Below are 25836 nucleotides of genomic sequence, written 5' to 3'. Positions count from 1 at the left end.
TCGCGCAGTGTGATCCGGGTCAGGGGTCGCCATGATCACCCGACCGGCACGGCCGTCCAGCTTCGCAGGATCCCCAGCCCGGTGGCCTCGGGACGCCCGGCCACGTCGGGGCCGAGCACCCGGGCGAACGCCGGCCCGAGGCGCTCGGCGAGGAAGCGCTCGGCGTGCTCCTTCGAGACCCACGAGGTGACCACGCGCAGCGAGGCGTCCGCCGCCTGCCCGCACCGGCGCCCCTCGAGGACCTCGCCCTCCCCGGCGGGCGCGGTCACCGCGTCGAACGCCTCGACGGTCTGCACCGGCGGGGTCGCGATCAGGATGTACGACATGACGTCCTCCTCGTCCTCGGCGGCCGGACCGGCCGTGCCGGGACGACGCAAGGAAGGACGCGCACGCCGGCCATCCGTGGAAGCACGGAACGCGCTACGGAACCCCGCCCCGCACCACCCACGCCGCGACCTGGCTGCGGGAGCGCAGGTCGAGCTTGGTGAGCACGTGCTGGACCTGGCTCTCGACCGTCCGCTCGGAGAGCTGAGGGCGGAGCGTGTCGGGCGCAGCCGCTCCCCGAGCGCCGCCGGCCGCGCGCTCCAGGCCCGCCATCCCGAGGGCGCCGACGAGCCGCTCGGCGTCCCCGATCGCCGCGACGGCCCGGTCGCCCGGGCGCCGCGGGCGTGGCGCGCGGCCGCGAGGGGGACCTGCGCCTCGGCGGCGAACGCCCGCGCGGTCGGCGGACGCGGCGGCGGTGAGGTCGTCGTGGAGGTCGCCGCCGCGCGACGGAGCCGCCGGCGCCTCGTCGACGAGCTGCGCGAGCAGGGCGTTCACCGCGGGATCCGGCCGAGCATCCCGCGTCGGCGCGGGTACGGGAAGGCTCAGACGTGCGCCAGGATCGCCGTCGCCACCAGCTCGGGCGCCGTCTGGAGAGCCGCGTGGCCCTGGCCGGGCAGGTCGACGACCTCGGCGTCGGGCAGCGCTTCGGCGACGGCCGCGGTCGACGCGTGCAGATGCCCGGCGCTCTGCTCGCCGAGCAGCATCACCGAGCGCAGTCCCACGGACCGCAGCACGGAGGTTCCTTCGGGCATGCGGGCGAGCTCGCGGCCCTCGCGGGGCCATGTGTGGGCCTGGGCGACCCGGAGCGGCCACGACGGCGTCTGCTTCATGGCCTCGACCACGGGCGGAGGCGCCTCGACGAGCCGGAGCAGTCCGGTCTCCAGGACACCCTCCGGGTCGCCGTCGGCGAGCCGGGCGTCCATGGCGTCGAGAGCGGCCGAGAGGTCCGCGCGGCCGGGCAACGGCCACGGCGGCTCGTAGAGCACCAGCGACGCGGCCGGCAGACCACCCGACGCCGCGGCGCCCAGGACGCACACGGCGCCCGAGGAGTGTCCGGCGAGCACCGCCGAACCACCGAACCAGGCGGCGACCGCACGGACGTCCTCGTGCTCGCGCTCGAACGAGTACGGCTCCGTGTCACCGGAGTCGCCCTTCCCGCGCCGGTCGGCCAGCCAGACCTCGAAGCGCCCGCCGAGCCGCTCGGCCGTCGCCAGCCAGTTCCCCCTGCCAGCGGTGGCGCCCGGGAACGTCACGAGAGGGCGCGGCCCGTCCGTGACCCGCTCCAGCGCGATCGGCGTGCCGTCGGCGGAGGTGATGTGCTGCAGCGTGGGCCCGACCATGGTCGGAGTCTCCCGCCCGCCCCGGAGCGCCACCAGCACACTCCGGAGCCCGGATGTCAGCCCAGCAGCGTCGCGTCCGCGGGCGAGAGGCGGTCGGTGATCGTGTTCCTCTGGTGCCAGTACGGGTAGAGCAGCGGCGTCGCACTGACCTCGTCGAGGCGGGCGACCTCGTCGTCGGTGAGGGCGAGCTCGGCGGCCGCGAGGTTGTCGGCCAGCTGCTCCTCGGTCCGGGCGCCGACGACCAGCGAGGTCACGCCCGGCTTGTGCAACAGCCACGCGTTCGCCACCTGCGCCACCGACACCCCGTGCGCGTCGCCGATCTCCGCGGCGACCTCGACGATGTCGTAGAGCCGCTCCTGGTCGTGCACCGGCGGCTCGGACCACTCGCCGAGGTGGCGCGAGGTCTCCGGGGAGTCCTGGCCACGGCGGAACTTGCCCGAGAGCAGGCCGCCCGCGATCGGGCTCCAGACGAGGATGCCGAGGCCCTGGTCGATCGCCACCGGGACGAGCTCGTTCTCGGCCTCGCGCGCCTGCAGCGTGTAGTGGATCTGCTGGGACACGAAGCGCTGGTACTCCTCGCGCTCCGAGACGCCCAGCGCCTTCATGATGTGCCAGGCCGAGTAGTTCGAGCAGCCGATGTACCGGATCTTCCCCTTGCGGACCAGCGTGTCCAGCGCCTCGAGCGTCTCCTCCAGCGGCGTCACGCCGTCCCAGCCGTGGAGCTGGTAGAGGTCGACGTGGTCGACGCCGAGGCGGCGCAGGCTGTCCTCGACGCTGCGCTCGATGTGCTGGCGCGAGGCGCCGCCGTCGTTGGGGCCCGGTTCCCTCCCCTTCTGGCCGGCCATCGGGAAGCGGCACTTGGTGGCCAGCAGCAGGTCGTCGCGGTGGTTCTTCGTCGCCTGCCCGACGATCTCCTCCGACGTGCCCGCCGAGTACATGTCCGCGGTGTCGACGAGGTTGACGCCGTGGTCGACGCACAGGTCGATCTGACGGGTGGCGCCCTCGACGTCGGTGGCGCCGAGCGCGGAGAACATGCCCTCCCCGCCGAACGTCATCGTGCCCATCGTCATCGTCGAGACCTTCAGCCCCGACCGTCCGAGAGTGCGGTACTCCATGCTCATCGGTTGCCCACGACCGGAGCGGAGGGAACGTGACATGCCCCCGCCCGCGAGCGGGAAGGGCTCGACCTGGTCGCCGTGGGGCGGGGAACCCGCAGATCGCCTCGCCCTGTTCCTCTCGCCCGACCGGGGCGGGCCTCGAGTCACCTCTCGTCGGGCAGGGCGAGCGACAGCACCCGCGCGGCGGGGCTCCCCGCGCCCGTCGTCAACCGGGCGTGCCCGCCGCGGCGGCGCGTCGCCTGCAGCGCCTCCAGCACCAGGCCGACGCCGGCGCTGGCCAGGTGGCCGACACCGCACAGGTCGATCTCCACCGACCTCGCCCCGTCGACCGCCCCGTCGACCGCCCCGTCGACCGCCCCGGTCACAGCCCGGAGCAGCGCCTCGTGGCACGCCGCCGCGCCGGCGAGGTCGAGGTCGCCGGCGAGCACGATGCGGCGGACGGCACCACTCCCGGAGCCCTCGGCGTGCACCTCCACCGAGGCCGGCCTGCCCGTGGCGCGCTCCTGCTCGCAGGCCTCGTGCGTGGCCGCGACCGGCCCGTCCTCCCCCGGCTCCACCCGAAACGCGACTCGGGTGCCGCCGTCGGGCGAGGTCGTCACGGTCGCGTCCCGGCTGACCTCGCGCAGGAGCCTCAGGCCCCGGCCGCGGAAGCCGGGGTCGGCGGGCGCCGCGCGCCAGGTGCCGTGGTCGACCACGCTCGCCTCGGTCGAGCCGTCCGCCCGGCGAGCGAGCCGGACCTCGACCTCGCCGGACCCGTCGTCGTCCCGGTAGCCGTGCTCGACCGCGTTGGTGGCGGCCTCCCCGAGCGCCAGCTGCAGGTCGCCGAGGACCACCTCGGAGACGCCCGCCGCGCGGGCCCACCGCGAGGTCCGGCGGCGCAGCACCGCCAGCGCGTCGGCGCGTGCGGGCAACGTCAGCTCCAACGGCGCCGGCGCGAGTCGGGCCACGACGAGGGCGACGTCGTCGCTGTGCGTCCCGAGGTCCGCGAGCAGCGCCCCGGCCAGCGCGTCGGGAGCCGCGCCGCGATGGCGCTCGGCCGAGGCCACGAGCCGCTCGAAGCCCTCGTCGAGCGTCTCCCCGCGACGCTCGACGAGACCGTCGGTGTAGAGCAGCACGACGCTGCCCGGGTCGAGGGTGAGGACGGCCTCGCCGTGGTCGCGCAGCCCGCGCGGCAGGCCGAGCAGCGGACCGTGGCCCGCGGGGTCGTCGAGGAAGTGCACCGGGCCGCCGTCGGCGGGCGCCAGCAGGGCCGGGAGGTGCCCGGCACGGGCGTAGCGCAGCTCCCCGGTGCTCGTGTCCAGCGTCAGGCACATGGCCGTGGAGGCCTGCGAGCCCGGGATGCGCGAGGTCAGGCCGTCCAGCAGACCGAGGGAGTCGGCGGGGCCGTGGCCGGCGAGCAGGTAGCCGGACAGGGCCGTGCGCAGCTGGCCCATCACCGCGGCCGCCGCCGTGCCCTGCCCGACGACGTCCCCGACGGCGATGGCGACGCGGTGCTCGTCGAGCTCGACGACGTCGTACCAGTCGCCGCCGGCCTGGGTCCCGGTGGCGCCGGGCAGGTAGCGGACCGCGAGCCCGAGCCGGTCGAGCATGGGCAGCCCCTGCGGGAGCAGACTGCGCTGCAGGGTGTCGGCGATCTGGTGCTCGGCGCGGTACAGCCGCGCCCGGTCCAGGGCGATCGCGCACGGCTCGGCCAGCGCGACCAGGGCGCTGCGCTCGGTGTGCGGGACACGGACGCGGTCGGGCAGACCGACGCCGATGGCGCCGACCGTGACTCCTCCCGCCACCAGCGGCAGCGCCATCGCACCCCGGATGCCGGCCTCCCGCAGCGGCGGCCGCAGGTGGTCGGTGTCCGGCGTCTCGGGGCCCCCACCGACCAGCCAGAGCGGCTCCCCGCGGTCGATCGCCGCGCCGACCATGGTCGGGATCTCACGCCCGACGGCGACCACCGGCGGGTCGACGTTGACGGCGGCGAGCGGGGCGAGGGCGCCGGTGCGGGGGACGTACTCGAAGACGGCCACACGCGCCGACGGCCCGAACAGGGAGCGGAGATGACCGACGGTGACGTCGGCGACCTCGGCCGGCGTCGCCGCGGCGGACAGCTCGGTGGTCGCGCGCTGGAGCAGGGAGAGCCGTGCGGCGGTGGCGCGCTCCTCGGCGAGGAGCAGCGCGTTGTCCAAGGCGAGGGCGGCACGGGCCGCGATCTCCTCGACGAGGTCCAGGTCGTCCTCGCTCCAGGCCGGCGCGGCGTCGGTGCGCACCAACGCGAGCAGGGCGACCGGGTGGTCGCGGGCTGTCAGCGGGAGGTGCAGCACGCCCGCCTCGGTGATCGGCGACCGATGCTCGAGGGCCCGCCGCTCGCCCGCACCGACGCCGTCGGCGGACAGCGGCACGACGCCGACCTGCCCGTCGGTGACGGACGCCGCCCGCCCCGCGCCGGGCACGCCGTCCTCGTCGACCGAGCGCGCGGCGGCCCGGGCGGCGAGCCCCGCCTCGACGAGCAGGCGGACGAGGCTCCCGAGGCGGTCGACGACCTCGGGCTCGCCGTCGAGCTCGGCCCCGACGCGGGCGAGCAGCCGCTGGCGCTCCGCCTCGAGCCAGCGCGCGTGGACGTCGATGCAGCTCCCGACCCACCCCGAGACCCCGCCCTCGCCGGGCAGCGGGACGGCGTGCTCGGCGACCCGGTGGTAGGCCCGATCGACACCACCCTCGACGCCGCGCCGCAGCCGGTACTCGACCTCCCAGCCGCGGCCGACGGCCACCGCGCGGGACCGCACGTCGCGGTAGTGCTCCCGGTCCTCCGGATGCACCCCGGCGAACCAGCCCTGGCCGCGCTCCTGGGCGTCGGACCGCCCCGTGAAGCGCCGCCAGCCCGCGTTGTGGAACGTGCGCGCGCCGTCCGCGTCGGCCACCCAGATCATCGCCGGGGCGAGGTCGGCCATCGCCGTGAAGCGGACCTCCGCGCGCCGGCGCGCCCGCCCGAGCTGCAGATGCGCGTCGACGCGGGCCCGTAGTTCGGACGCGGTGAACGGCTTGACCAGGTAGTCGTCGGCCTGCGCGGCGAGTCCCTCGACGGCCGCCTCCCCTCCGGCCCGGGCCGAGAGCAGCAGCACCGGCACCCGCGCGGTCCGCTCGTCGGCGCGCAGGGCCGCGAGCAGGGCGAGCCCGTCGCGCCGGGGCATCATCACGTCCGAGATCACGAGCTCGGGCGGGTTCTCCTGCGCCTCGGTGAGGGCGTCCTCGCCGTCGGCGACGAGGCGCACGTCGTGGCGCGGCGCGAGCAGGCGGTGCAGGTAGGAGCGCATGTCGGCGTTGTCGTCGGCGACGAGGATGCGACCGCGGGCGGCCTCGGGGCGCTCGTCCGGGGCGTCGGATCCGTCGGTCTCGTCGGTGTCGGTGTCGGTGTCGGTGTCGGGCAGCCAGCGCATGGCCTCGGCGACGAACGACTCCGCGTCGTCCGACGGCGCCGCGGCGGTCCCGGGCTCGTCGACGATGCGCTCGGGGGGCAGGTGCGCCCGCCCGAACGGCACCGTGACGGTCATCGTGGTGCCGACGCCGAACTCGCTCTCCGCGCTCACCTCGCCGCCGTGCAGACCGACCAGCTCGCGGACCAGGGCGAGCCCGATGCCGCTGCCCTCGCCCGAGCGGGCGCCCTTGTCCCCGGCACGGCCCTCGACCCGGTGGAAGCGCTCGAACAGGCGGGGCAGCTCGGCGGCGGGTACGCCGACGCCGGTGTCGGCGACGTGCAGGACGGCCGCGTCCTCGGTGGCCTCCACACGGACCGTCACCGACCCGGCGGTGGTGAACTTCAGCGCGTTGGAGAGCAGGTTGAGGACGATCTTCTCCCAGGCGTCCTGGTCGAGCAGGACCGGGCGGCCCAGCGGGGCGACGTCGACGACGTACTCGAGTCCGGCGCGCTCCATCGCCGAGCCGAACATGCCGGCGAGCTCCTCGGTGGCCCGTCCGAGGTCCGTGGGCACGTAGTGGGCCTGGCGACGACCGGCGTCGAGGCGCGAGAAGTCGAGCAGGCTGTCGACCAGCCGGCCGAGCCGGCGGCCGTTGCGGTAGACGATCTCGAGCTCGTGGCGCCAGTGCTCCGGGTCCACCTCGGGCGCGTCGCGCAGCTCCTCGACCGGGCCCATGATCAGGGTCAGCGGCGTGCGGAACTCGTGGCTGACGTTGGAGAAGAACTCGGTCTTCGCGCGGTCGAGCTCCGCGAGCGCCTCGGAGCGGCGTCGCTCGGCCTCGAAGCCCCCGGCGTTGGTGAGACCCGCCGTGATCTGGCCCCCGAGCAGCTCGAAGAAGCTCGCCATCCGGTCGTCGTAGCGACGGTGCGGGTTGACCCCGACGACGAGGAACCCGGCGATGCCCGCGTCACCCTCCCCCGGCGCGGCGGCCAGCGGGACCATGACCGCCTGGCTCGCGGGGCGCTCCCACGCACCGTGGGGCACCGCGTCGCCCCAGCGCTCCGCGAGGTCGTCCACCAGGACCGGCACCCCGGTGGCGAGCCGCTCGACCGGCCAGGCCCCCTCGCCGCGCGCGACGGTCGGCGGGGCCACCGGCGAGCCGGGGGCGACACCGGAGCTCGCGGCGAGCCGGGCGACGCCCGCGTCGCCGGCGTCGGAATCGGAGTCGTACAGGTAGACCAGCGAGAACGGCAGGTCGCGGTCGTTCTCGCCGAGCGTCTCCTCGACCGCGTCCAGCACGTCGGCCTGCGAGCGTGCCGGGCCCATCGCGGTGCCGAGGTCGCTCATCGTCGTCAGCCGCCGGTCACCGATGACGCGCTCGGTGGTCTCGGTGACCACGCAGAGCATTCCCGCGATGCCGCCGTCGGCGTCGAGCGGGCTGTAGGAGAAGGTGTGGAAGGTCTCCTCGGGATAGCCGCTGCGCTCCAGGAACAGCAGCAGGTCCTCGTCCCAGGTCGCGACGCCGGTCTCGAGCACCGACGCGATGCGGGGACCCGCGGCGTCCCAGACCTCCGACCACACCTCGTGCGCGGGACGGCCCAGCGCCCAGGGGTGCTTGGAGCGCAGCGTGTCGCGCCAGTAGGCGTCGTTGTAGAGCACGGTGAGCTCGGGGCCCCACGCCATCCACATCGAGAACCGCGAGGTCAGCAGCATCCGCACGACGGTGCGCAGCGGGGTGGACCACGTGTCGGGCTCACCGAGGGGGGTCGCGGTCCAGTCGACCGTCGTCATGTCGGCACCGACCCGCCCGCCGCCCGCGAGCAGCGCCTGCGTGCCGGGTGAGACTCCCGTCCCCATATCACCGCCCCTGTCGCCGTGGACGACCGGATCGTCCCACTTCGCCGTGGTGCCCCGTCTCGATCCGCAGCCCCATCCTCGCGGGCGCGGCGCACGCATGCGCGAGCGACCCGTCGGGAAGCATCGCCCTCGTGGCACACGAGTTCGCGGTCTGGGCGCCGGAGAGCACGTCGGTGGATCTGGTGCTGGGCGACCGGACCGCTCCGATGACCGCGGGGACCGGGGGCTGGTGGCGCGTCACCGTCCCGGAGGCGGGCCCGGGGACCGACTACGCGTTCGCGCTCGACGGCGGCGAGCCGCTGCCCGACCCACGCTCACGCTGGCAGCCGCACGGGGTGCACGCGCCGTCGCGGCTGGTCGAGGTCGAGCCCTCCCCCGCCGACGCGGCGTGGACGGGCCGGACGCTGCCGGGCTCGGTGATCTACGAGATGCACGTCGGGACGTTCACGCCCGGCGGGACGTTCGCGTCGGCCGAGGAGCGGCTCGACCACCTCGTCGACCTCGGCGTCGACCTCGTCGAGGTCATGCCGGTCAACGCCTTCGACGGCACGCGCGGGTGGGGCTACGACGGCGTGCTCTGGTACGCGGTCACCGAGAACTACGGCGGCCCCGCCGCGTTCCGTCGGTTCGTCGACGCCTGCCACGCGCGCGGGCTGGGCGTGGTGCTCGACGTCGTCTACAACCATCTCGGCCCGTCGGGCGCCTACCTCGACCGGTTCGGGCCCTACTTCCTCGGCGAGAACGTGTGGGGCCCGTCGTTGAACCTCGACGGCCCCGGGTCGGACACCGTGCGGGCCTACATCCTCGACAACGTCACGATGTGGCTGCGCGACTACGGCGTCGACGCCCTGCGCCTCGACGCCGTGCACGCGCTGCGTGACACCCGCGCGACCCACCTGCTCGAGGAGATGGCCGACCACGTCGCGGCGCTCTCGGCCCACCTGCGCCGGCCGCTGACGCTGATCGCCGAGTCCGACCTCAACGACCCGCGCCTGATCACCCCGCGGGAGGCGGGCGGGTACGGGCTCGACGCGCAGTGGTGCGACGACGTCCACCACGCCCTGCACTCGACGCTCACCGGCGAGACGCAGGGGTACTACGTGGACTTCGGCGCGCTGGCCTCGCTGGCCGACGTGCTGCACCACCCGTTCCACCACGCCGGCACGTGGTCGACGTTCCGCGGCCGAGCCCACGGGCGCCCGGTGGACCTCCTGCGCACGCCCGGGCACCGCTTCCTCGCCTACCTGCAGGACCACGACCAGGTCGGCAACCGGGCGGCCGGGGACCGGCTGGCGGCGTCGGTGTCCCCCGGCCTGCTCGGGTGCGGGGCGGCGCTGGTGTTCTGCTCGCCCTACACCCCGATGATCTTCATGGGCGAGGAGTGGGGCGCCCGGACACCGTGGGCGTTCTTCGTGGGGTTCTCCGATCCGGATCTGTCGGCGGCGGTGCGGGAGGGGCGGCGCTCGGAGTTCGCGGAGCACGGCTGGGGTGCCGCCGACGTGCCGGACCCGACGGCGCTGTCGACCTTCGAGGCGTCGCGGCTGGACTGGTCGGAGCCGTCGCGGTCGCCCCACGCCGAGCTGCTCGGCGTGTACCGGGAGCTGATCGCCCTGCGCCGCGCCCACCCCGAGCTCACCGACCCGCACCTCGACCCGGTCCGCGTGGAGCACGACGAGGAGGCGCGGACCCTGGTCGTGCACCGGGGGGCGCTGCGGCTGGCGGTGAACCTGGGCGGGGCGCCGGCCACGTTGCCGGTGGCGGCGCGCGAGGTGCTGTTCGCGCCCTCGGGGGTGGAGGTCCTCGAGGGTTCCCTGACCCTCGCCCCGGAGTCGTTCGCCCTGGTCCGCATGTGAGCACTTTCCGGGCCCAGAGGCCCGGAAAGTGCTCACGAGGGATTGTCGGGGGGTCGTGCGAGCGTCGGCGGTATGACCGATCTGATCGGACGTGTCGCGCTCGTCGCCGGGGCCACGCGGGGGGCGGGGCGCGGGATCGCCGTGGAGCTCGGCGCCGCCGGCGCCACCGTCTACGCGACGGGGCGCACCACGCGCGCACAGCGCTCGGAGTACCAGCGGGCCGAGACCGTCGAGGACACCGCCGACCTGGTCACCGCGGCGGGCGGCACCGGCATCGCCGTGCCCACTGACCACCTCGACCCGGACGCCGTCGCCGCGCTGGTGGCGCGGATCGAGCACGAGCAGGGCCGGCTCGACGTGCTGGTCAACGACATCTGGGGCGGCGAGCTCATGGTCGAGTGGGACGTCCCGGTCTGGGAGCACGACCTCGCGAACGGGCTGCGGACCCTGCGCCTCGCGATCGACACCCACCTCATCACCGCCCACCACGCCCTGCGTCTGCTCGCGCGCCGGTCGGGCGGGCTCGTCGTCGAGGTCACCGACGGAACGGCGGAGTACAACGCCGGGCAGTACCGGCTCAACGTCTACTACGACCTCGCGAAGATCGCGCCGATCAGGCTGGCGCGGGCGTGGGCGCACGAGCTGTCCGATCACGGCGCCACGGCGGTCGCGGTCACGCCGGGCTGGCTGCGCTCGGAGATGATGCTCGAGCACTTCGGGGTTACCGAGGCGACCTGGCACGACGCCCTGGAGGCGGAACCGCACTTCGCGATCTCCGAGAGCCCACGGTTCGTCGGCCGCGGCATCGCGGCGCTCGCGGCGGACCCGGCGCGCCAGCGGTGGAACGCGGCGTCGACGTCGTCGGGCGAGCTGGCCCGCGCGTACGGCGTCGACGACCTCGACGGCTCGCGGCCCGACGCGTGGCGCTACATCGTCGAGGTGCAGGACGCGGGCAAGCCCGCCGACGTCACCGGGTACCGCTGAGGTTCAGAGCAGCGGCACGAACGACACCGGGATGATCGTCTCGGACTGCCCGTCGCGTCCCATCCGCACGAGGTCGCCGTGGCGCCCGTGGCCGACGGGGCAGACGAGGACGCCGCGGTCGGCGAGCTGCTCGAGCAGGGCGGCGGGCACCTCGCCCTCGGCCATCGCGGCCACCGAGATCGCGTCGAACGGCGCGCGGTCGGGGACGCCGAGCCGCCCGTCGCCGTGTCGGACGTCGACGTGATGGCCCGTCGCGGCCAGCGCGTCACGGGCGGACGCGGCGAGCGAGGGGTGGTACTCGACGGTGACGACCTCGCCCGCGAGACGGGAGAGCACCGCGGCGGCGTACCCGCTGCCCGCCCCGACCTCGAGCACGCGCTCGCGCCCCGTGAGGTTCAGCAGCGCGGCCATGGCGGCCACCATCGCCGGCGCGGAGATCGTCTGCCCGCAGGCCAGCGGCAGCGGACCCGTGCCGTAGGCCTCGTCCGCCAGGTGCGCGGGCACGAAGCGGTGTCGCGGCACCTCGCCCATCACCGCGAGGACCCGCTCGTCGACGATCCCCTGCTCGCGCAGGTTCGCGACCATCTCCTGGCGACGGCGCGCGTGGTCGCTCATCAGGTGTCCGGTCGCAGGCGTTCCAGGTCCGCGGCGAGCTCGTCCGCGGGCACCGGCAGGACCGTCGGGGGCAGCACGACCGGGCTCCCGAGACGCCCGGCCTGCGCACGACCGACGCGCGCCCGCGCCGGGGTGGTCCGGGCCAGCACGGCCTCGGGGTCGCGGACGCCGATGACGAGCATCGACCCCCCGCGGGTGGGCAGGACGTCGATCGTCCCGAGCTCCGACCAGGGCAGGAACCCGGCGGCGACGATCGACCCGCCGTCGTCGATCCCCTCGCGGGTCGCGACCAGCAGCGGCTTTCCCCGGGCCAGGCGCAGCGCGGCCCGCACGGCGCCGGCCCCGAAGAACACGACGAGCACGGCGCCGAGGACGAGGTTCGCGGTGCCGCCGACGAGCAGCAGCCAGACGCCGGCGAGGACGCCGATCACGCCGGTCACGAGCGTGACGACGGGGGCGGTGCGGGGGGCGCGGACCTCGAGGCGGTCCGGGTCGCGGATCACGGGCGGGCTCATGCGCACCATCGCCGGTGGTCGGCGCGCAGGTCGCGGTCGGCGACGGCCTCGACGCCGGCCCGCTGCGCACGGGCGATCGTGCGGGCGGTGGTGTTCCCGTCGGCGACCCCGGTGGGGAGCCACACCGCCCGTCCGCCGACCGCGGCGACCTCGTCCACCACCGCCCCCCAGGCCGCCGGCGCCCGACAGACGACGACGAGGTCGGGCGTCGGGACGTCGGCGAGCCGCGGGGCGCAGAGGCGTCCGAGCGTCTCCACGACGTGCGGGTTGACCAGATCGACGGTCCAGGCCGTCCGGTCGAGCAGGTAGGCGGCGAGCCGGAAGCTGGGCCGGTTGAAGCGGTCGGAGACGCCGAGCACCGCCACCCGCCGCACGCTCGTCAGCAGCGCGCCCACGGCGGCGTCGTCCACGAGCCCCGTCCCCGATCTCACGTCGCCATCCTCCCGCATCCCACGTGCGTACTTTCCTGCGCCGATCACTACGCGGAACCAAGACTCCGCCTTCATCACGCGGCGGACGCCGTAACCCCAATTCCGCACCAGGCTCTACGACGTCGAGAACTGCGAGGTCATCTGCTCGACCAACGCGATCGAGAGCCTCGACACCCGCTACCGCCTTCGCGATCGCCTTCCCCAGCCGTATCGTCCCGTCAACCACCAACTGACCCATCGACGCCAGTTGCACCCGAAGTCGGACCGCCCCGCCGACGCGGCGGCGGCGTGGTCACCCTCGGTCCTCGTGTTCCTAGACGGGCCCGTCGCGGTGGGTGAGCCCCACGGTCACGGCGATTACCGCCATCGCTGCGCCGACCACGACCATGCCGACGTGCATGCCGGTGACGATCGACCCGCTGGTCTCCGCGATCGCGCCGAGGACGGCGACGCCCATCACCCCGCCGACCTGCCGACTCGCGTTGAAGACGCCGCTGCCGGTGCCGGCGAGGTCCGAGGGCGTGGCGACGACCGCCAGCGACGCGGTCGGGGGAAGAGTCAGACCGCTCCACGTCCCCTGCAGGACGAGGGCGAGCCCGAGTATCCAGTACGGCGACGACCCGTCGACCGCGAGCATGAGCACGGCCCCCGGGACGCCGACCAGCGCTCCGAGCGCGACCGGGCGTCGCAGCCCGTGGCGAACCATGAGCCGGCTCGTGAGCAGGGGCGGCAACGCCGCAGTGGCCACGGTGAGCGGCAGGAGCTGAACGCCCGCGGACAGTGCGCTGGTCGGGTGCACCGTCTGCAGGTAGAGCGGGAGGAGGAAGAGCGTTCCGAAGAATCCGAACTGGAACACGAGGCCGTTGACGGTGGCCACGACGAAGGACCGGTCGGCGAACAGGCGCGGGGGCACCAGCGGGTGCTCGGTGCGCCGTGCCCCGGCCACCAGCGCCGCTCCCGCCAGCAGGCCGAGCGCGAAGGCGCCGATGATCACCAGGGATCCCCAGCCGAAGTGCGCGCCCTCCATGAGCCCGAACGCGAGGCCACCCATCGTCAGCACGGTCAGGACCTGCCCCGGAAGGTCGAAACGCCGGCCGGTGGTGTGCGGCATCGCGGGGATCGTCCGTGCCACCATCCACCACACGGCCAGGCTGATCGGAACGTTGATCAGAAAGATGGCCTCCCAGCCCAGGGTGTCGATGAGCAAGCCCGCCACGAGGGGCCCGGTCGCGAGTGCCACCGCGCCGGTGCTGCCCCACACCGCGATCGCGCGGGCCCGTTCGCCCCGCTCGACATAGAGGTGTGGGATCAATCCGAGCAGGGACGGCAACAGGACCGCGGCGGTCATGCCCTGCAGCACTCTGGCGACGACGAGCAGCGCCACCGACGGAGCGAGCGCGCAGGCGAGCGACGTGGCGGCGAAGCCGAGCACCCCGAGGCGATAGACACGGTCGTGACCGAGCCGGTCACCGACCACACCTCCGGACAGGATCAGCACCGCCACGGTGAGGGTGTACGCGTTGATCACCCACAGGAGCTCCGCGAGGCCACCGCCGAGCGAGGCGCCGATGTGCGGCAGCGCCAGGTTGACGATGTTCGTGTCCATCATGATGACGAAGTTGCCGAGGCACACAGCCGTGAAGCCGATCGCGCGCCGGCGCCGTGTCGTCGGGCCGACCACGCCCGTCCCGGGGGACGTGTCCGTCGAACGGGCCGGGTCCGGCGCGGTCATCGGGCTCCGATCGGGCGGGGTGGGTGGATGGCGCGACCTGGCTCCCGCGCTGTGCCCAGCCTGGATTCGATGCTCAACCGTGCCTATGTCGCAGGCGACGAAAGACAGGCGCTGTAGTCGGTGAGATCCACGAACCGGCCGTTCATCCGGCCGTGGGTGGTCTGCGGTCGCCGGTCCCGTCGGCGGGGCCGACCACCTCGCCGGGGTGAGGACGGCATGCGGGTCGAGCGCGGTCTTCACTACCCGGTGCAACCCCAGGACCGCCGGTGAGCCCCGTCTCGAGCGGTGATGAACTGGTCGGGGCCCAGGTGCTGCGCGAGCGACGACACGAGGTCCATGCCTCTCTACGATCCGAGAGCGAGTGGCGGGGAAGAACGGTGCGAACGACGAAATCCGGTCGCCACCGTCGGGTGAACACACGAGAGGCGCGCGGTGCCGGCCGACGAGCACGAAGGTCCCGACGAGGGCGACTGGGCACCGGTGAGCGAGCTCTGCCGCCAGGTGTCGGCGGACCTGCCGACGCTCGTGCCCGTGATCGTCGAGAACATCCGCGCCACGTGCCCTCGCTACGCCGCGGTCCCGCGAGCCGATCACGTCCGCCACGTCCACGACCAGTTCGACGGCCTCCTCAGCGGGCTCGGTGCCCGTCGCCCGCCCACCGCGCGGCAGACCGAGCGGGCCCGGGACCTGGGATGGGAACGGGCGCGGCAGGGCGTGCCGGTGGAGGAGGTGATCGCCGCCTACCACGTCGGTTACCGGGAGCTGTGGAACGTCCTGCTGGAACGTGCCGGGGACGGCGACGACGCGCTCAGGTTGCGCCTCGTACGTCTCGTCGACCTGGTCTGGACGTGGATCCGGGTGATCTCGAGCGCTTCGGCGGACGCGCACGGTGAAGCGAGTCGCGCCCTGCAGACGGCCCGCGTCACCCTCGCCCACCGCTTCCTCGAAGCGCTGCGGGCGGGGGAGGTGGTCTCGGATGACGCCGTGGACCTCGCTCGCGCGCTCGGGTTCTCCGCCGACGGCATCTTCCAGGCGGTGTGCCTGCCGCTGGACGCGCGACCCGAGGACCTGCTCGATCCGGTCGCGCGCCGACTCGAACGCTTACCAGGCGTGGTGGCGGTTGCGGCGCGGGAGGCCTACGCCGTCGTGGTGTTCCAAGGCCTCGAGGCGGACGACGTCGTCGTGGCCGTGCACGCGGCTCGCCCCGACTCACCCCTCGGAGTCGGCCTGCCGCGTCAGGGCCCCCTGGGCGCCGAGTCGACCGTGGTGGACGCTGAACGAGCGCTGGCGGTGGCGCTGCTCGATGGCTCGGTCGCGCGTTTCGAGGACGAGTGGTTGCCGGCCACCCTGCTGCCGCACCGGCGACGGCTGGCCCCGCTCCTGGAGGTCCCGGAGGGTCTCGGGGCTGCCCACCGGCATCTCGCGGACGCAGTCCGGGCCTACGCGCAGCACGGCTTCTCGGTCACGGCCGGTGGCCGCGGGGCCCACCTCCACCCGAACACGATGCGGTACCGCCTCGACCGGTGGCGCGCCGTCACCGGGTGGGATCCGCGTACCCCGTCGGGCCTGGTGGCGTCGTTAGTGGCCCTTCGCCTCTTCCCGACCGGTGAAGCCGGTGACCCGGGACGCGAGCTGCCACCAAGGTCGTAGCCGGGTGGCACCTTGCGCTCCCCGTCGACTCGACCTTCGATCCTCACGTGACGTGGTCGCCCGGTCGCAGACTGGACCACCGGGACCTGCAACGGCGCACGTCCCTCAGCACGGAGCCCCGGTGCATGAGGGAGGGACCCCCAAGGTGTCGACGACAGGAACTGCCGAACGGCCCGTCTTCCGCTACTTCGAGGGATACGCGGTCAGCAGCGTGCTGGCCTCACTGGAGATGACAGGCGTCCTTGCGTCCCTTCGGGACCAGGGTCTGACCCACGACGCGATCGACAGGTTCGGCGGCGACCGCGCGAACCTGCTGCTCGCGAGCCTCCGCTTTCTCGCCGACCGCGGACTGGTCGCCGAGTCGGACGGGGCCTTCGGGCTCACCGCGCTCGGAGTCGACGTCGACCGCGATATCGGCTACCTGGTCTGGCTCGTCGGCGGTTACGGAGAGCCGCTGCGGCGCACCGACGCGTTCATCGAGGGATCCGCGCGCTACGGCGACGACTTCCCCCGCGACGGCCGATGGGTCGCCGACGGGTCGGCGATCATCGGGGGCGACGACGTGGTACCGGTGGCGATGGGCCTCATCGAGCGCCATGGCTTCGGCAACGTTCTGGACCTCGGGTGCGGCAACGCGCGGTTCCTCGTGAACGTCTGCCGCACCTTCGGGGCTCGCGGGGTCGGTGTCGACCTGAGCCCCGCGGCGTGCGCCGAGGCCGAGAAGGTGATCGGCGAGGCTGGCATGGCCGACACGGTGCGGGTGGAGGTGGGCGACGCCGGTGCCCTCGACCGGATCTCCGGCCTCGAGGACATCGATCTGGTGGTGGCCTTCTTCCTGCTCCACGAGATCTTGGCGGGCGGGCGCGACGTGCTCGTCGACTACCTGCGCTCGATGGGCAAGCAGTTGCCCAGCGGCGCCAGCCTGCTGATCGCGGAGATCGAGCCGCCGCGCCCGGACGGCGGCCACGACCAGTACTTCACCCCCGAGTTCGGCTACGTGCACGCGATCATGCGGCAGCACCTGATCACGGGTGACGAATGGTCCTCGGTGCTCGGTGACGCAGGGTTCTCCGTCACCGAGCTCGTCCCGAGCGGGATGCCGGGCGGGATTCTCGTCCTGGCCAGGAAGCAGGACTGATGACACTGCACCTGGCGAACGACCGGGCCGCGCCCGGTGAGCAACCCGGCACGACCGATCAGCTGCAGGCTGCGATCGTCGGCACCGGCAACGTCGGCGCCGACCTCCTGCTGAAGGTCATCGCGTCTCCGTCGCTGCGATGCACGATGTTCGCGGGGCGCCGGCTCGACTCGCCCGGCGTGGAGATGGCGCGCTCGCGGGGCGTGCCCGTCAGCGACCGCGGCCTGGAGGCGGTCCTCCAGGCCCGCGACGACATCGACCTCGTGTTCGACGCGACATCGGCCCGCGACGCCACGCGCCACTGGGCCGCCCTGAAGGCGGTCGGGCTGCCGATGATCGACTTGACGCCCGCGAAGCTGGGCCGCTTCTGCGTCCCGGCACTCAACCTCGGCGACCGGCTCGACGACGACTACGTCAGCATGGTGACCTGCGGCGGCCAGGCAGCCGTCCCGATGGCGAGCGCCCTGGCCCGAACCATCCCGGAGCTCGCCTACCTGGAGATCGCATCCACCAGCGCGTCGGGCAGTGTCGGCCCGGCCACCCGCGCCAACATCGATGAGTACGTCATGACCACCGAGAGCGCCACCCGTGAGTTCTCCGGGGTCGGCAACACGAAGACCATCCTCGTCATCAACCCGGCGGAGCCGGGTTCCATCATGCGGAACACCGTGGCCGTCACCGCTCCCGGTGAGGTCGACCTCGACGCGGTGACGACGGCGGCCGCCGACGCGGAGAAGGAGATCCAGTCCTACGTTCCTGGTTACCGGATCGTAGTGCCGCCGGTGCGCACCGGTGACCGTGTCCTCCTGACCGTCGAGGTCGAGGGCCGCGGTGACTGGCTCCCGCCCTACGCCGGCAATCTGGACATCATCGACTGCGCCGGGATCGCGCTGGCCGAAGCCCGCGCCCGGAGCCGGATGGAGGCGGCATGACCACGACCGAGGAACTGGCATCCCTGACCATCTGCGACTCGACGTTGCGCGACGGCAGCCACGCAGTTGCCCACCAGCTCGGTGTCGCCGACATCCGGGCCTACGCGAACGCTGCCGACCGGGCTGGGGTCGACGTGGTGGAGGTGGGGCACGGCAACGGCATCGGCGCGTCCTCGCTGCAGGTCGGCCTGGCCGCCGTCGACGACGCCACCATGCTGCGCACCGCCAAGGAGCAGCTGCGCACCGCCAAGCTCGGGGTGCTGTCCATCCCCGGCTTCTCATGCGTGGAGCGCGACCTGAAGCCAGCGATCGACTGCGGGGTGGACGAGGTCCGCGTGGGCACGCACTGCACGGAGGCCGACGTCACCCTCCAGCAGATCTCCCTGCTCGCAGACATGGGGGTGTCGGTCAAGGCAGTCCTCATGATGAGCCATATGGCCTGCGCGGTCACCTTGCTCGAGCAAGCTCGGATGATGGAGGAACACGGAGCCGCGGCGGTCGTCCTCATGGACAGCGCCGGGGCGTACACGACCTCCGACGTCCGCGAGAAGGTCGGGCTCCTCGTCGAGGGGCTCGACGGGGAGGTCGGGTTCCACGCGCACAACAACCTCGGTCTGGCTGTGGCGAACAGTCTCACCGCGCTCGACGCCGGCGCCACGATCATCGATGTCACTGCGCGCGGCTTCGGAGCCGGCGCGGGCAACACCCCGCTCGAGCTGGTGGCCGCGAACTTTCGCGTCGACCAGGTCGGCTGCGGGATCAACCTGTTCGAGGCGATGGACGCCGCGGAACTCGCCGAGTCGTCCTTCGTCAAGCGGGTGCCGACCAACGACGGCGTCACGATCACCAGCGGGATCGCGGGCGTGTTCTCGGGCTTCGCCGGCCCCACGCGCAAGGCGGGCGAGCTCTTCGAGGTCGATCCCCGCGAGATCCTCATGGAGCTCGGTCACCGGCGGGTCGTCGCCGGTCAGGAGGACACCATCGTCGAGGTCGCCATGGGCATCGCCCGGTCACGCGACGCGGCGCCGGCCGGCACGCCCCGCGGTCGGCTGGCCAGCTGAAAGGGAGCCGGACATGACCGAGACACGTGAACCGTGTTGCCCGTCGGACGTCATCGAGATCGTGCGAGGACAGGCCACAGAAGCCGATGTGGCGGCCCTGGCCGCCGCCTTGGGCCTGCGCCACACGGGCGGCACGTGCGAACGTGCCGGCCAGCTCGCGGGCGCCGTGACCTCGTCGACCCACGAGGACGCGACACCCTGGACGTGCGCCGGGTGACGTCGTGATCACGCAACACCACACGATCACGACTCCGCGCGGCGGGGGCCCGATCCAGCTGGATCCGGCCCCCGCCGTGCTTCGTACCCGGTCCTTCTTCGTACCCGGTTGGGATCACACCCCGGGCACGAAGAAGTGGCTGCGGCGCAGGCGGATGGCCCCGTCCTCGATGAGGTATGCGTCCGCGAACCCGAGAGTCACGTGGTGGCCGTCGGAGCGGACCGCCTCGATCCGGCCCCAGCTCGCCGCTCGTGAGTCCTCGACCGCCGTGCCGTCGAGCGTGTGGCGTCCGTCGGCGATGACCCGCTCCTCGCGGTAGAACCGCATCACCCGGTCCCGACCCTCGAAGGGCTCATAGCCCGGCCGCTCATAGACGATCCCGGGGTGGAAGAACGTGGCGAGCCGGTCCCACTCTCCGGCATCGATCACAGCGAACATGTCTCGGAGCCATCGGCCCGTCACCGGCGAGGGCGCGGTGGTCGGGTGGGGTGTCATGGCGCGGACCTCCCGTGCCGGGTGCTGGGTCTCGTCCACGCTAAGAACGTGCCCGCCCGCCGGTAAGCGACGGACGTCGTAGCTTCCGTGGGCGCAAGGTCGTAGTGGAACTTGCGGCCCGCATCCAGTGGGGGTCCCGATGAGGGTCAGAGTGTCTCGCTCGACCCGGTGGCCACGGGGTCGCGCCAGATGTCCATCGGCACGGCCCGCGCCCCGTGACCGGCTTCGTCGAGGACGCGGCCCATGAGCTTGAGGTGGCGCAGCGTCAGCAGCCGCTCGGCCACGTGCAGGCCCGGGACCCGCTGGGCAATCTCCAGCTCGAGGTTCTGCAACTCGTCGGCGGAGGAGAGCCAGACGGTCAGGACGAGGTTGCCCGGCCCGGTGACCGCTGCGCACATCCGGGTCTGCGGAAGCCCGCCGAGCATCCGGGCGGTCTCGGTGAGCTCGGTCGGCGGGACCTCGATCCAGAGCGTGGCCTCGACGGGAGCCCCGGCGGTGTGATGGGACAGCTCGCAGCGCAGGGCGAACGTCCCCGCCTCGAGGTGACGCCGCAGACGGCGGCGGACGGTGCTCGGGCTGGTGGCGGTCCGCACCGTGAGCTGCTCGATGGAGGCCCGGCCGTTCTCGCTGAGGGCCAGCACCAGCGACCGGTCCGCAGTCGAGAGCGGGACGGGCGAGGTCCGCCGGACCGCCGGCACCGCCAAGGCCTGCTGCTGGGCGGGGTCGAGCGACCGAAGCCGCCAGCGGCTGCCCTCGGCGTACATGGCCGAGACCACCGAGACTCGGCTGGTCAGCACACCGGGCAGCAGGTTGAGCCGGCCGACGAGGTAGCGGGAGAGCATGCCGAGATCGGCCACCCACAGGCCGACCAGAAGGTCGGAAGTTCCCACTGTGTGCGAGACCGTCACCGCGTGCGGGTCGTCGACAAGGGCCTCGGCGACCTCGATGACCTGGTGGGCCGTACAGCGCACTGTGACCAGTGCGTAGGGCAGGGTCTGCATCAGCGGTGGCGCACAGTAGGCGGTCACCCACGCGTCCCCGTGGGCAGTCAGCCGCTCCCAGCGCCGAGACGCGGTGACCGGGTTCACCCCCAGGACCTCGCCCACACGGGTCCAGGACGCCCGGGGCGCGATCTGCAGTGCGTGCACGAGTGCGAGGTCCGTCTCGTCGAGGTGACGCATTTCCTGCACGAACGTCCTCCGATGTGGCGATAAAGCGCGAGATCGACCCGCGGGAACGAACACCAGGCAGCATCGGCGGCGAACCGAGCATGGGCCGAGGGCGCATCGCTGCGTGTCGAGACGGAGATGAATTTACCGAACGCACGTCTCGTGAACGGCCCGTAAATCGAGTGATCACTCGAGGGAGATGGTCGCCTGTGCCCCGTCCACATTCCCTTCCGGTCGAGATGGCCGACCCGTCGATTGCCGCCCGTCTCGATCGCATGCCGCTGACGCGACTGCACGTCGTCGCCGTGGTATCGGTCGGTCTCGGGCTGTTCTTCGACACCTACGAGGTCTTCCTGTCCGGCACCTTGTCTGCGGTGCTCCGGGAGGAGTACGCCCTCAGCGGGAACCCGCTGGCACTGGTCCTGGCGAGCGCTTTCATCGGACAGTTCTTCGGTGCACTTCTGCTCGGCCGCCTGGCCGACCGGATCGGTCGTCGCCGGGCTTTCATGCTGAATCTGGCGATCTACTCCCTGTTCTCGTTCCTGGGCGGACTGTCGCCCTCGGTCGAGTTCCTGATCGCCACCCGATTCCTCGCCGGTCTCGGACTCGGCGCCGAACTCGCCCTGGCCGACACCTATCTCTCCGATCTCCTGCCGGCCCGGCTGCGCGGCAAGTGGGTGGCGGGCGCCTACACCCTCGGGTTCATGGGAGTGCCCGCGGCGGGCTTCCTCGCGCTGGGACTCGTACCGACCACCCCCTTCGGCGTCGACGGATGGCGATGGATGTTCTTCCTCGGCGGCCTCGGTGCGCTCCTCGTCTGGGCGCTGCGCCGCACTCTGCCCGAGTCGCCGCGCTGGCTGGAGTCGGTCGGGCGTGAGGCGCAGGCCGAGGCGGTCATGGACCGCTGGGAGGAGGACGCCCGCCGCGCCGGGCACACACTGCCCCCGCCAGAGCCCACGGCGCCGCGACCCATGGTGGTCGCGCGTCCGAACGGGGCCCGCATGCTGTTCTCCGCGCGCTTCCGCCGCCGCACCGTGATGGCCTGGATCCTCAACGTCGGATCCGCCTTCGGCTACTACGGGTTCGGCACGATCGCCCCGCTGGTCCTCGTGGCGAACGGGTTCCCGATCGTGAGCTCCCTGCTCTACCTGGCGCTGACCTACATCGGCTATCCCGTGGGATCGGCGCTCTCGCTCCCGATCATGGAGCGGGTCGAGCGGAAGGTCCTCATCGCCGCGACAGCAGCGGGGATGGGCGTCACCGGGCTGATGTTCGGATTCGCGACATCACCGGTCGCCGCCGTGGCCTGGGGCTTCGCCTTCACAGTGATCAGCAACGTGTTCTCCAACGCGTACCACGTCTACCAGGGCGAGCTGTATCCGACGCCGATGCGCGCCACCGGGTCCGGCGCGGCCTACTCGGTGAGCCGCCTGACCACGGCCGTCCTCCCGTTCGTGCTCCTGCCGGCGCTGGCAGTGGGATCGGGCTTCGTGTTCGGCATCGTGGCGGTCGCGCTGGCTGTCCTCATCGGCAATGTCCTCCTGCTCGGTCCACGGACTACCGGTGTCGAGCTCGAGCGAGCGACCCAGGAGTCGGACGCACGAGGCCGTGAGCCCGACGGCGACGCGGGTGGCGCCCAGTCCGTTCACTCCGCCCTGGAGGGTCGCCGTGACTGACACGACAGAGTGGGCTGCGGCCACGGGTCCTCGGCCGTCAGGCGGGACCGTTCTCACCGGTCCGGCAGCCGCCGACGAGGCGGTCCGGATCTGCAGCGAGCTGATGAGGATCGACACGTCCAACTTCGGCGATGACAGGGGGCCCGGCGAGCGCCGGGCGGCCGAGTACGTGGCCGGCCTCTTGAGCGAGGTCGGCCTCGCGGTGGAGATGATCGAGCCGAAGCCCGGCCGCACCACGGCCGTGGTCCGCTGGGCGGGAGTCCGCCCCGAGCGACCGGGACTGCTGGTCCACGCCCACACCGATGTGGTCCCCGCCGAGCGGTCGGCATGGACCCGTCATCCCTTCGGCGGGGAGATCGCCGACGGGTGCCTGTGGGGTCGGGGCGCGGTGGACATGAAGTACTTCGCCGCGCAAGTCCTTGCCGTGGTTCGGGATCGAGTTCGTACGAACCGGCCCCCCGCCCGTGACACGGTGCTCGCCTTCGTCGCCGACGAGGAGAACGGCGGGCGGCTCGGGGCGCGCTGGCTCGTCGAGCACCGGCCCGAACTGTTCGCCGGGTGTTCCGAGGCCATCGGAGAGGTCGGCGGATACTCCTCCACGCTGCCCGACGGCGAACGCCTCTACCTGGTCGAAAGCGCCCAGAAAGGAGTCATCTGGTTTCGGGTCACGGCGCTGGGAGTCGCCGGTCACGCCTCGATGCTCTCGCCGCGGAACAGCATCGTCGAACTGGCCGAACTGGTGTCCCGCATCGGGCGTCACGACTTCGGTGTCCAGCTCGTCCCGACAACCCGAGTTCTGCTAGAGACGCTCGCCCGACGTCTCGGCCGGCCGGTGGACCCGGACGATCCGGAGCCCTTGCTCGCCGAGCTCGGACCGCTCGAGCGTCTGCTCGGCGCGTCCCTGCGCAACGTCGCCTCGCCGACCCTCATCGAAGGCGGCAACAAGACGAACGTCATCCCGGGACAGGCGTCGGTCCAGGTCGACTGCCGGTTCCTTCCGGGGCACGAGGACGAGTTCATCGAGAGATTCCGCGCTGTGGTGGGCCCGGACGCCACCTGCGAGACGATCCACCACGACATCTCCGTGGAGTCGCGGTTCGCGGGACCGGCGGTGGACGCGATCTCCGCCAGCCTGCGCTCTCGCGACCCGCACGCCGAGGTCGTGCCCTACCTGCTGCCGGCCGGTACGGACGCGAAGCACTTCTCCCGCCTGGGCATCGAGTGCTTCGGGTTCGCGCCACTTCGCCTCCCGCCCGGCTTCGACTTCGCGGCGGCCTTCCACGCCGTGGACGAACGCGTGCCCGTCGACGCCGTGCGGTTCGGCACCGGGGTGCTGGACACCTTCTTTGACCTGTGCTGATCCCCGCCGTCGCCGACCGTCCCGACCACGAGGTGTTTCATGCTGCGAACATCGATCCTGCCCCTGCAGGGCACACGAGCCGGGGCGGCCTCGGAATCCCCCGACGCCGCCGGCCCGAGGTCGTCCTGGAAAGCCCGGCTCGAAGACAATTCGGTGCGGCTGGTGCTCGCCGACCACAACATCCTGCTCCGCGAGGGCATCGCCCAGATGTGCCGGCAGGAGCCTGACCTGCGGGTGGTCGGTCAGGTCGAACACGCCGACCAGATCGTCGCGACAGTCCGCCGCGAGCGTCCGCACGTCGTGCTGCTGTCGGCCGAGTTGCCGGGGCCGGGACTGGAGCGCGTCCTCGATCAGCTTGCTGAGCTGGGCCCCGCGGCCCCGCGGGTGGCCGCGGTCGGCGTTCGCGACGACGCACGCCTGCTCAGCAGGCTCGTGACTACCGGCATCCACGCCTACCTGCCGCCGTCCTCGACACGGGCCGAGCTGATCGCGGTGATCCGCGCGGTCCGCGACCGCGACGACCACGTCGTGCTCGCCGGGTCGCGCGCCTCGATGATCCGGCTGGCCGCTCCACCACCCGGACCGTTGTCGCGGCGTGAGCTCGAGGTGCTCGACCTCGTCGCCCAGGGTCTCGGCAACGCCCAGATCGCCGGCCGCCTCCACATCAGCGAGGCCACCGTGAAGCGCCACCTGACGAACGTCTACGTGAAGCTGGACGTGCGCTCGCGCACGAACGCGATCAACAAGGCGCGTGCGCTGTGTCTACTGTGAATCCCGCGGTCAAGGCGCGGGCCCTCTACGAAGCGCGCCGCACGCGCACCCCGATCGCGCCGTTCACCGACGCCGAACCCGGGCTCGGCACGATCGACGGCTACGCCGTGCAGCAGGAGCTGGTGTCGCTGCTGCTGGCGACGAGCTGATGGACACCGGGGCGGGCGCGGCCGCACTCGGGGACCCGCTGGCAGTGGTGGCGTGGCTCGCCGACACCCTGGGCGAGCTCGGGGTCGGGCTCGAGCCCGACCATCTGATCATGACTGGCGCCCTACATGCGGTCGTCCCGATGCTCGCGGGCGACGAGTTCCGTGCCGAGTTCGACCGGCTGGGGTCGGTCACGATCCGGGTCGGTTGACCGATGCGGCCGTCCGACCGTCCGAACAGGACCCGTTACCGCCGGGACCCGCACATCACCGGGCTCAGCGTGATGAGTGCCGACCTGCGCACCCACCGTTACGCCCCCCATCGCCACGACGGTTTCGTCGTCGCCGTCACCGAGCGCGGCGGCTCGGTCGTCCGCGGCGGCGGCACGGAGGGGGAGACCCACAGAGGCGTGCTCTCGGTGTTCAACCCCTTCGAAAGCCACGACGGAAAGATGGGCACGAGCCCGCGGTGGCTGCACCGTTCGGTCTATCTCGAGGGCGAGGCCTGCGGCGAGGTGGCCATAGCACTCGGAATCGAGGAGCTACCCCACGTACGTGACACGTTCCTGAGCGACGGTGTGCTGATCGCGGGCTTCCTGGATCTGCACCGCGCTCTCGACGCCCGGCGCGATCTGCTGCACGCGCGGGAGCTGCTCGTCCGGAGCTTCGGGCTGCTGTTCGCCCGGTACGCCGACGGCGGTCGGCGCCCCTTGTTCGGCCACCGCGACCGTCGGCGGTTGGCGGCGGCCGTCGCCATGCTCCGCGCCGACCTCGTCGCGCCCCCCTCGCTCGGGGTGATGGCGGCCGCGCTCGACCTGAGCGAGTTCCAGCTGGCTGGGGTGTTCAAGCGGACGACCGGGCTCACCCCGCATCGGTACCTCACACAGCTGCGCCTCGACGCCGCTCGTCGGGCGCTCGGCCGCGGCGAGCCGATCGCCGAGGTCGCCACCGGCGTCGGCTTCTACGACCAGAGCGCCCTGACGAATCACTTCAGACGCTGCTACGCGCTCACTCCGCAGCAGTTCGCGGCCGCCGCCCGGGCATGATC

At 72.8% G+C, this 25836-nt stretch carries 24 protein-coding genes; 13 read left to right on the top strand and 11 right to left on the bottom strand.

Annotation, left to right across the window (positions count from 1 at the left end; all coding sequences use genetic code 11):
• Positions 1-35 precede the first annotated feature (35 nt).
• The 5 genes from AC2A1K_RS28645 to AC2A1K_RS28625 all read right to left on the bottom strand — a co-directional run bounded on the left by AC2A1K_RS28645 (position 36) and on the right by AC2A1K_RS28625 (position 8043).
• Positions 36-326, bottom strand: coding sequence for a hypothetical protein (locus AC2A1K_RS28645; RefSeq protein WP_483899751.1), 291 nt, complete (start codon positions 324-326; stop codon positions 36-38).
• 94 nt (positions 327-420) lie between these two features.
• A complete protein-coding gene (locus AC2A1K_RS28640) occupies positions 421-819 on the bottom strand; it encodes a hypothetical protein (protein WP_483899750.1) in 399 nt (132 codons plus the stop codon).
• Positions 820-866: 47 nt separating this feature from the next.
• The gene (locus tag AC2A1K_RS28635; RefSeq protein WP_483899749.1) at positions 867-1664 is read right to left on the bottom strand and encodes an alpha/beta fold hydrolase; all 798 of its coding nucleotides are present in this window, start codon (positions 1662-1664) and stop codon (positions 867-869) included.
• A 56-nt stretch (positions 1665-1720) separates the two neighbouring features.
• A complete protein-coding gene (locus AC2A1K_RS28630) occupies positions 1721-2779 on the bottom strand; it encodes an aldo/keto reductase (protein ID WP_483899748.1) in 1059 nt (352 codons plus the stop codon).
• A gap of 146 nt (positions 2780-2925) precedes the next feature.
• Positions 2926-8043 (bottom strand): SpoIIE family protein phosphatase, encoded by a 5118-nt coding sequence (locus AC2A1K_RS28625; protein WP_483899747.1) that lies wholly within the window; start codon positions 8041-8043, stop codon positions 2926-2928.
• Between the two features lie 131 nt (positions 8044-8174).
• Here AC2A1K_RS28625 and treZ point away from each other — a divergent pair, with 131 nt between their 5' ends.
• Together treZ and AC2A1K_RS28615 are read left to right on the top strand one after the other, a co-directional pair.
• Positions 8175-9896 (top strand): malto-oligosyltrehalose trehalohydrolase, encoded by a 1722-nt coding sequence (gene treZ, locus AC2A1K_RS28620; RefSeq protein WP_483899746.1) that lies wholly within the window; start codon positions 8175-8177, stop codon positions 9894-9896.
• Between the two features lie 72 nt (positions 9897-9968).
• A complete protein-coding gene (locus AC2A1K_RS28615) occupies positions 9969-10880 on the top strand; it encodes an SDR family oxidoreductase (RefSeq protein WP_483899745.1) in 912 nt (303 codons plus the stop codon).
• A gap of 3 nt (positions 10881-10883) precedes the next feature.
• Here the strand turns inward: AC2A1K_RS28615 and AC2A1K_RS28610 are convergent, their stop codons facing one another.
• The 4 genes from AC2A1K_RS28610 to AC2A1K_RS28595 all read right to left on the bottom strand — a co-directional run bounded on the left by AC2A1K_RS28610 (position 10884) and on the right by AC2A1K_RS28595 (position 14173).
• Positions 10884-11495: a protein-L-isoaspartate(D-aspartate) O-methyltransferase gene (locus AC2A1K_RS28610; RefSeq protein WP_483899744.1), complete on the bottom strand. Its 612-nt coding sequence runs from the start codon at positions 11493-11495 to the stop codon at positions 10884-10886.
• On the bottom strand, positions 11495-12010 hold the full coding sequence (locus AC2A1K_RS28605; RefSeq protein WP_483899743.1) for an STM3941 family protein: 516 nt from the start codon (positions 12008-12010) through the stop codon (positions 11495-11497). Before AC2A1K_RS28605 ends, AC2A1K_RS28610 begins: the two co-directional genes overlap by 1 nt.
• A complete protein-coding gene (locus AC2A1K_RS28600; protein WP_483899742.1) occupies positions 12007-12441 on the bottom strand; it encodes a CoA-binding protein in 435 nt (144 codons plus the stop codon). The genes AC2A1K_RS28605 and AC2A1K_RS28600 overlap by 4 nt, the downstream gene beginning before the upstream one ends.
• A gap of 313 nt (positions 12442-12754) precedes the next feature.
• Positions 12755-14173 carry an MFS transporter gene (locus tag AC2A1K_RS28595; RefSeq protein ID WP_483899741.1) on the bottom strand — a complete coding sequence of 473 codons (1419 nt, stop codon included), beginning with the start codon at positions 14171-14173 and terminating at the stop codon, positions 12755-12757.
• Between the two features lie 432 nt (positions 14174-14605).
• On the opposite strand from AC2A1K_RS28595, the gene AC2A1K_RS28590 reads away from it, so the two are divergent.
• The 5 genes from AC2A1K_RS28590 (at position 14606) to AC2A1K_RS28570 (ending at position 19171) form a co-directional block, all read left to right on the top strand.
• On the top strand, positions 14606-15823 hold the full coding sequence (locus AC2A1K_RS28590; protein ID WP_483899740.1) for a PucR family transcriptional regulator: 1218 nt from the start codon (positions 14606-14608) through the stop codon (positions 15821-15823).
• 121 nt (positions 15824-15944) lie between these two features.
• On the top strand, positions 15945-16961 hold the full coding sequence (locus tag AC2A1K_RS28585) for a class I SAM-dependent methyltransferase (protein WP_483899739.1): 1017 nt from the start codon (positions 15945-15947) through the stop codon (positions 16959-16961).
• Positions 16961-17893, top strand: coding sequence for an acetaldehyde dehydrogenase (acetylating) (locus tag AC2A1K_RS28580; protein ID WP_483899738.1), 933 nt, complete (start codon positions 16961-16963; stop codon positions 17891-17893). Before AC2A1K_RS28585 ends, AC2A1K_RS28580 begins: the two co-directional genes overlap by 1 nt.
• Entirely contained in the window at positions 17890-18954 is a 1065-nt protein-coding gene (dmpG, locus tag AC2A1K_RS28575; protein WP_483899737.1) for a 4-hydroxy-2-oxovalerate aldolase, read from the top strand. The genes AC2A1K_RS28580 and dmpG overlap by 4 nt, the downstream gene beginning before the upstream one ends.
• Before the next feature lie 13 nt (positions 18955-18967).
• A complete protein-coding gene (locus AC2A1K_RS28570) occupies positions 18968-19171 on the top strand; it encodes a hypothetical protein (protein ID WP_483899736.1) in 204 nt (67 codons plus the stop codon).
• Positions 19172-19285: 114 nt separating this feature from the next.
• Here AC2A1K_RS28570 and AC2A1K_RS28565 read toward each other — a convergent pair whose 3' ends face one another.
• Complete coding sequence (locus tag AC2A1K_RS28565; RefSeq protein WP_483899735.1) at positions 19286-19705, bottom strand: nuclear transport factor 2 family protein; 420 nt, start codon at positions 19703-19705, stop codon at positions 19286-19288.
• Between the two features lie 107 nt (positions 19706-19812).
• Positions 19813-20847 carry an Lrp/AsnC family transcriptional regulator gene (locus tag AC2A1K_RS28560; protein ID WP_483899778.1) on the bottom strand — a complete coding sequence of 345 codons (1035 nt, stop codon included), beginning with the start codon at positions 20845-20847 and terminating at the stop codon, positions 19813-19815.
• Positions 20848-21110: 263 nt separating this feature from the next.
• Between AC2A1K_RS28560 and AC2A1K_RS28555 the strand changes: the two genes are divergently transcribed.
• The 6 genes from AC2A1K_RS28555 (at position 21111) to AC2A1K_RS28530 (ending at position 25834) form a co-directional block, all read left to right on the top strand.
• Entirely contained in the window at positions 21111-22511 is a 1401-nt protein-coding gene (locus tag AC2A1K_RS28555) for an MFS transporter (protein WP_483899734.1), read from the top strand.
• Complete coding sequence (locus AC2A1K_RS28550; RefSeq protein WP_483899733.1) at positions 22399-23871, top strand: M20/M25/M40 family metallo-hydrolase; 1473 nt, start codon at positions 22399-22401, stop codon at positions 23869-23871. The genes AC2A1K_RS28555 and AC2A1K_RS28550 overlap by 113 nt, the downstream gene beginning before the upstream one ends.
• Positions 23872-23910: 39 nt before the next feature.
• Positions 23911-24642 carry a LuxR C-terminal-related transcriptional regulator gene (locus AC2A1K_RS28545; RefSeq protein ID WP_483899732.1) on the top strand — a complete coding sequence of 244 codons (732 nt, stop codon included), beginning with the start codon at positions 23911-23913 and terminating at the stop codon, positions 24640-24642.
• On the top strand, positions 24630-24791 hold the full coding sequence (locus AC2A1K_RS28540) for a hypothetical protein (protein WP_483899731.1): 162 nt from the start codon (positions 24630-24632) through the stop codon (positions 24789-24791). The genes AC2A1K_RS28545 and AC2A1K_RS28540 overlap by 13 nt, the downstream gene beginning before the upstream one ends.
• Positions 24791-25000, top strand: coding sequence for a hypothetical protein (locus AC2A1K_RS28535; protein WP_483899730.1), 210 nt, complete (start codon positions 24791-24793; stop codon positions 24998-25000). Before AC2A1K_RS28540 ends, AC2A1K_RS28535 begins: the two co-directional genes overlap by 1 nt.
• 72 nt (positions 25001-25072) lie before the next feature.
• Positions 25073-25834 carry an AraC family transcriptional regulator gene (locus AC2A1K_RS28530; protein WP_483899729.1) on the top strand — a complete coding sequence of 254 codons (762 nt, stop codon included), beginning with the start codon at positions 25073-25075 and terminating at the stop codon, positions 25832-25834.
• Positions 25835-25836: the final 2 nt, after the last annotated feature.

The sequence above is a fragment of the Actinomycetospora sp. 2LY8.5 genome, assembly GCF_057180585.1.
The sequence above is the reverse complement of the archived record's forward strand: the minus strand, read 5'-3'. Positions and strand labels throughout refer to the sequence as shown.

What these genes read in the sequence shown, in the direction of transcription:
- AC2A1K_RS28635 (WP_483899749.1), bottom strand. Translation starts at nt 1,664, where the DNA reads ATGGTCGGGCCCACGCTGCAGCACATCACCTCCGCCGACGGCACGCCG.
- AC2A1K_RS28560 (WP_483899778.1), bottom strand. Translation starts at nt 20,847, where the DNA reads ATGCGTCACCTCGACGAGACGGACCTCGCACTCGTGCACGCACTGCAG.
- AC2A1K_RS28630 (WP_483899748.1), bottom strand. Translation starts at nt 2,779, where the DNA reads ATGGAGTACCGCACTCTCGGACGGTCGGGGCTGAAGGTCTCGACGATG.
- dmpG (WP_483899737.1), top strand. Translation starts at nt 17,890, where the DNA reads ATGACCACGACCGAGGAACTGGCATCCCTGACCATCTGCGACTCGACG.
- AC2A1K_RS28570 (WP_483899736.1), top strand. Translation starts at nt 18,968, where the DNA reads ATGACCGAGACACGTGAACCGTGTTGCCCGTCGGACGTCATCGAGATC.
- AC2A1K_RS28615 (WP_483899745.1), top strand. Translation starts at nt 9,969, where the DNA reads ATGACCGATCTGATCGGACGTGTCGCGCTCGTCGCCGGGGCCACGCGG.
- AC2A1K_RS28625 (WP_483899747.1), bottom strand. Translation starts at nt 8,043, where the DNA reads ATGGGGACGGGAGTCTCACCCGGCACGCAGGCGCTGCTCGCGGGCGGC.
- AC2A1K_RS28595 (WP_483899741.1), bottom strand. Translation starts at nt 14,173, where the DNA reads ATGACCGCGCCGGACCCGGCCCGTTCGACGGACACGTCCCCCGGGACG.
- AC2A1K_RS28605 (WP_483899743.1), bottom strand. Translation starts at nt 12,010, where the DNA reads ATGAGCCCGCCCGTGATCCGCGACCCGGACCGCCTCGAGGTCCGCGCC.
- AC2A1K_RS28555 (WP_483899734.1), top strand. Translation starts at nt 21,111, where the DNA reads ATGCCGCTGACGCGACTGCACGTCGTCGCCGTGGTATCGGTCGGTCTC.
- AC2A1K_RS28535 (WP_483899730.1), top strand. Translation starts at nt 24,791, where the DNA reads ATGGACACCGGGGCGGGCGCGGCCGCACTCGGGGACCCGCTGGCAGTG.
- AC2A1K_RS28580 (WP_483899738.1), top strand. Translation starts at nt 16,961, where the DNA reads ATGACACTGCACCTGGCGAACGACCGGGCCGCGCCCGGTGAGCAACCC.
- AC2A1K_RS28610 (WP_483899744.1), bottom strand. Translation starts at nt 11,495, where the DNA reads ATGAGCGACCACGCGCGCCGTCGCCAGGAGATGGTCGCGAACCTGCGC.
- AC2A1K_RS28645 (WP_483899751.1), bottom strand. Translation starts at nt 326, where the DNA reads ATGTCGTACATCCTGATCGCGACCCCGCCGGTGCAGACCGTCGAGGCG.
- AC2A1K_RS28530 (WP_483899729.1), top strand. Translation starts at nt 25,073, where the DNA reads ATGAGTGCCGACCTGCGCACCCACCGTTACGCCCCCCATCGCCACGAC.
- AC2A1K_RS28545 (WP_483899732.1), top strand. Translation starts at nt 23,911, where the DNA reads ATGCTGCGAACATCGATCCTGCCCCTGCAGGGCACACGAGCCGGGGCG.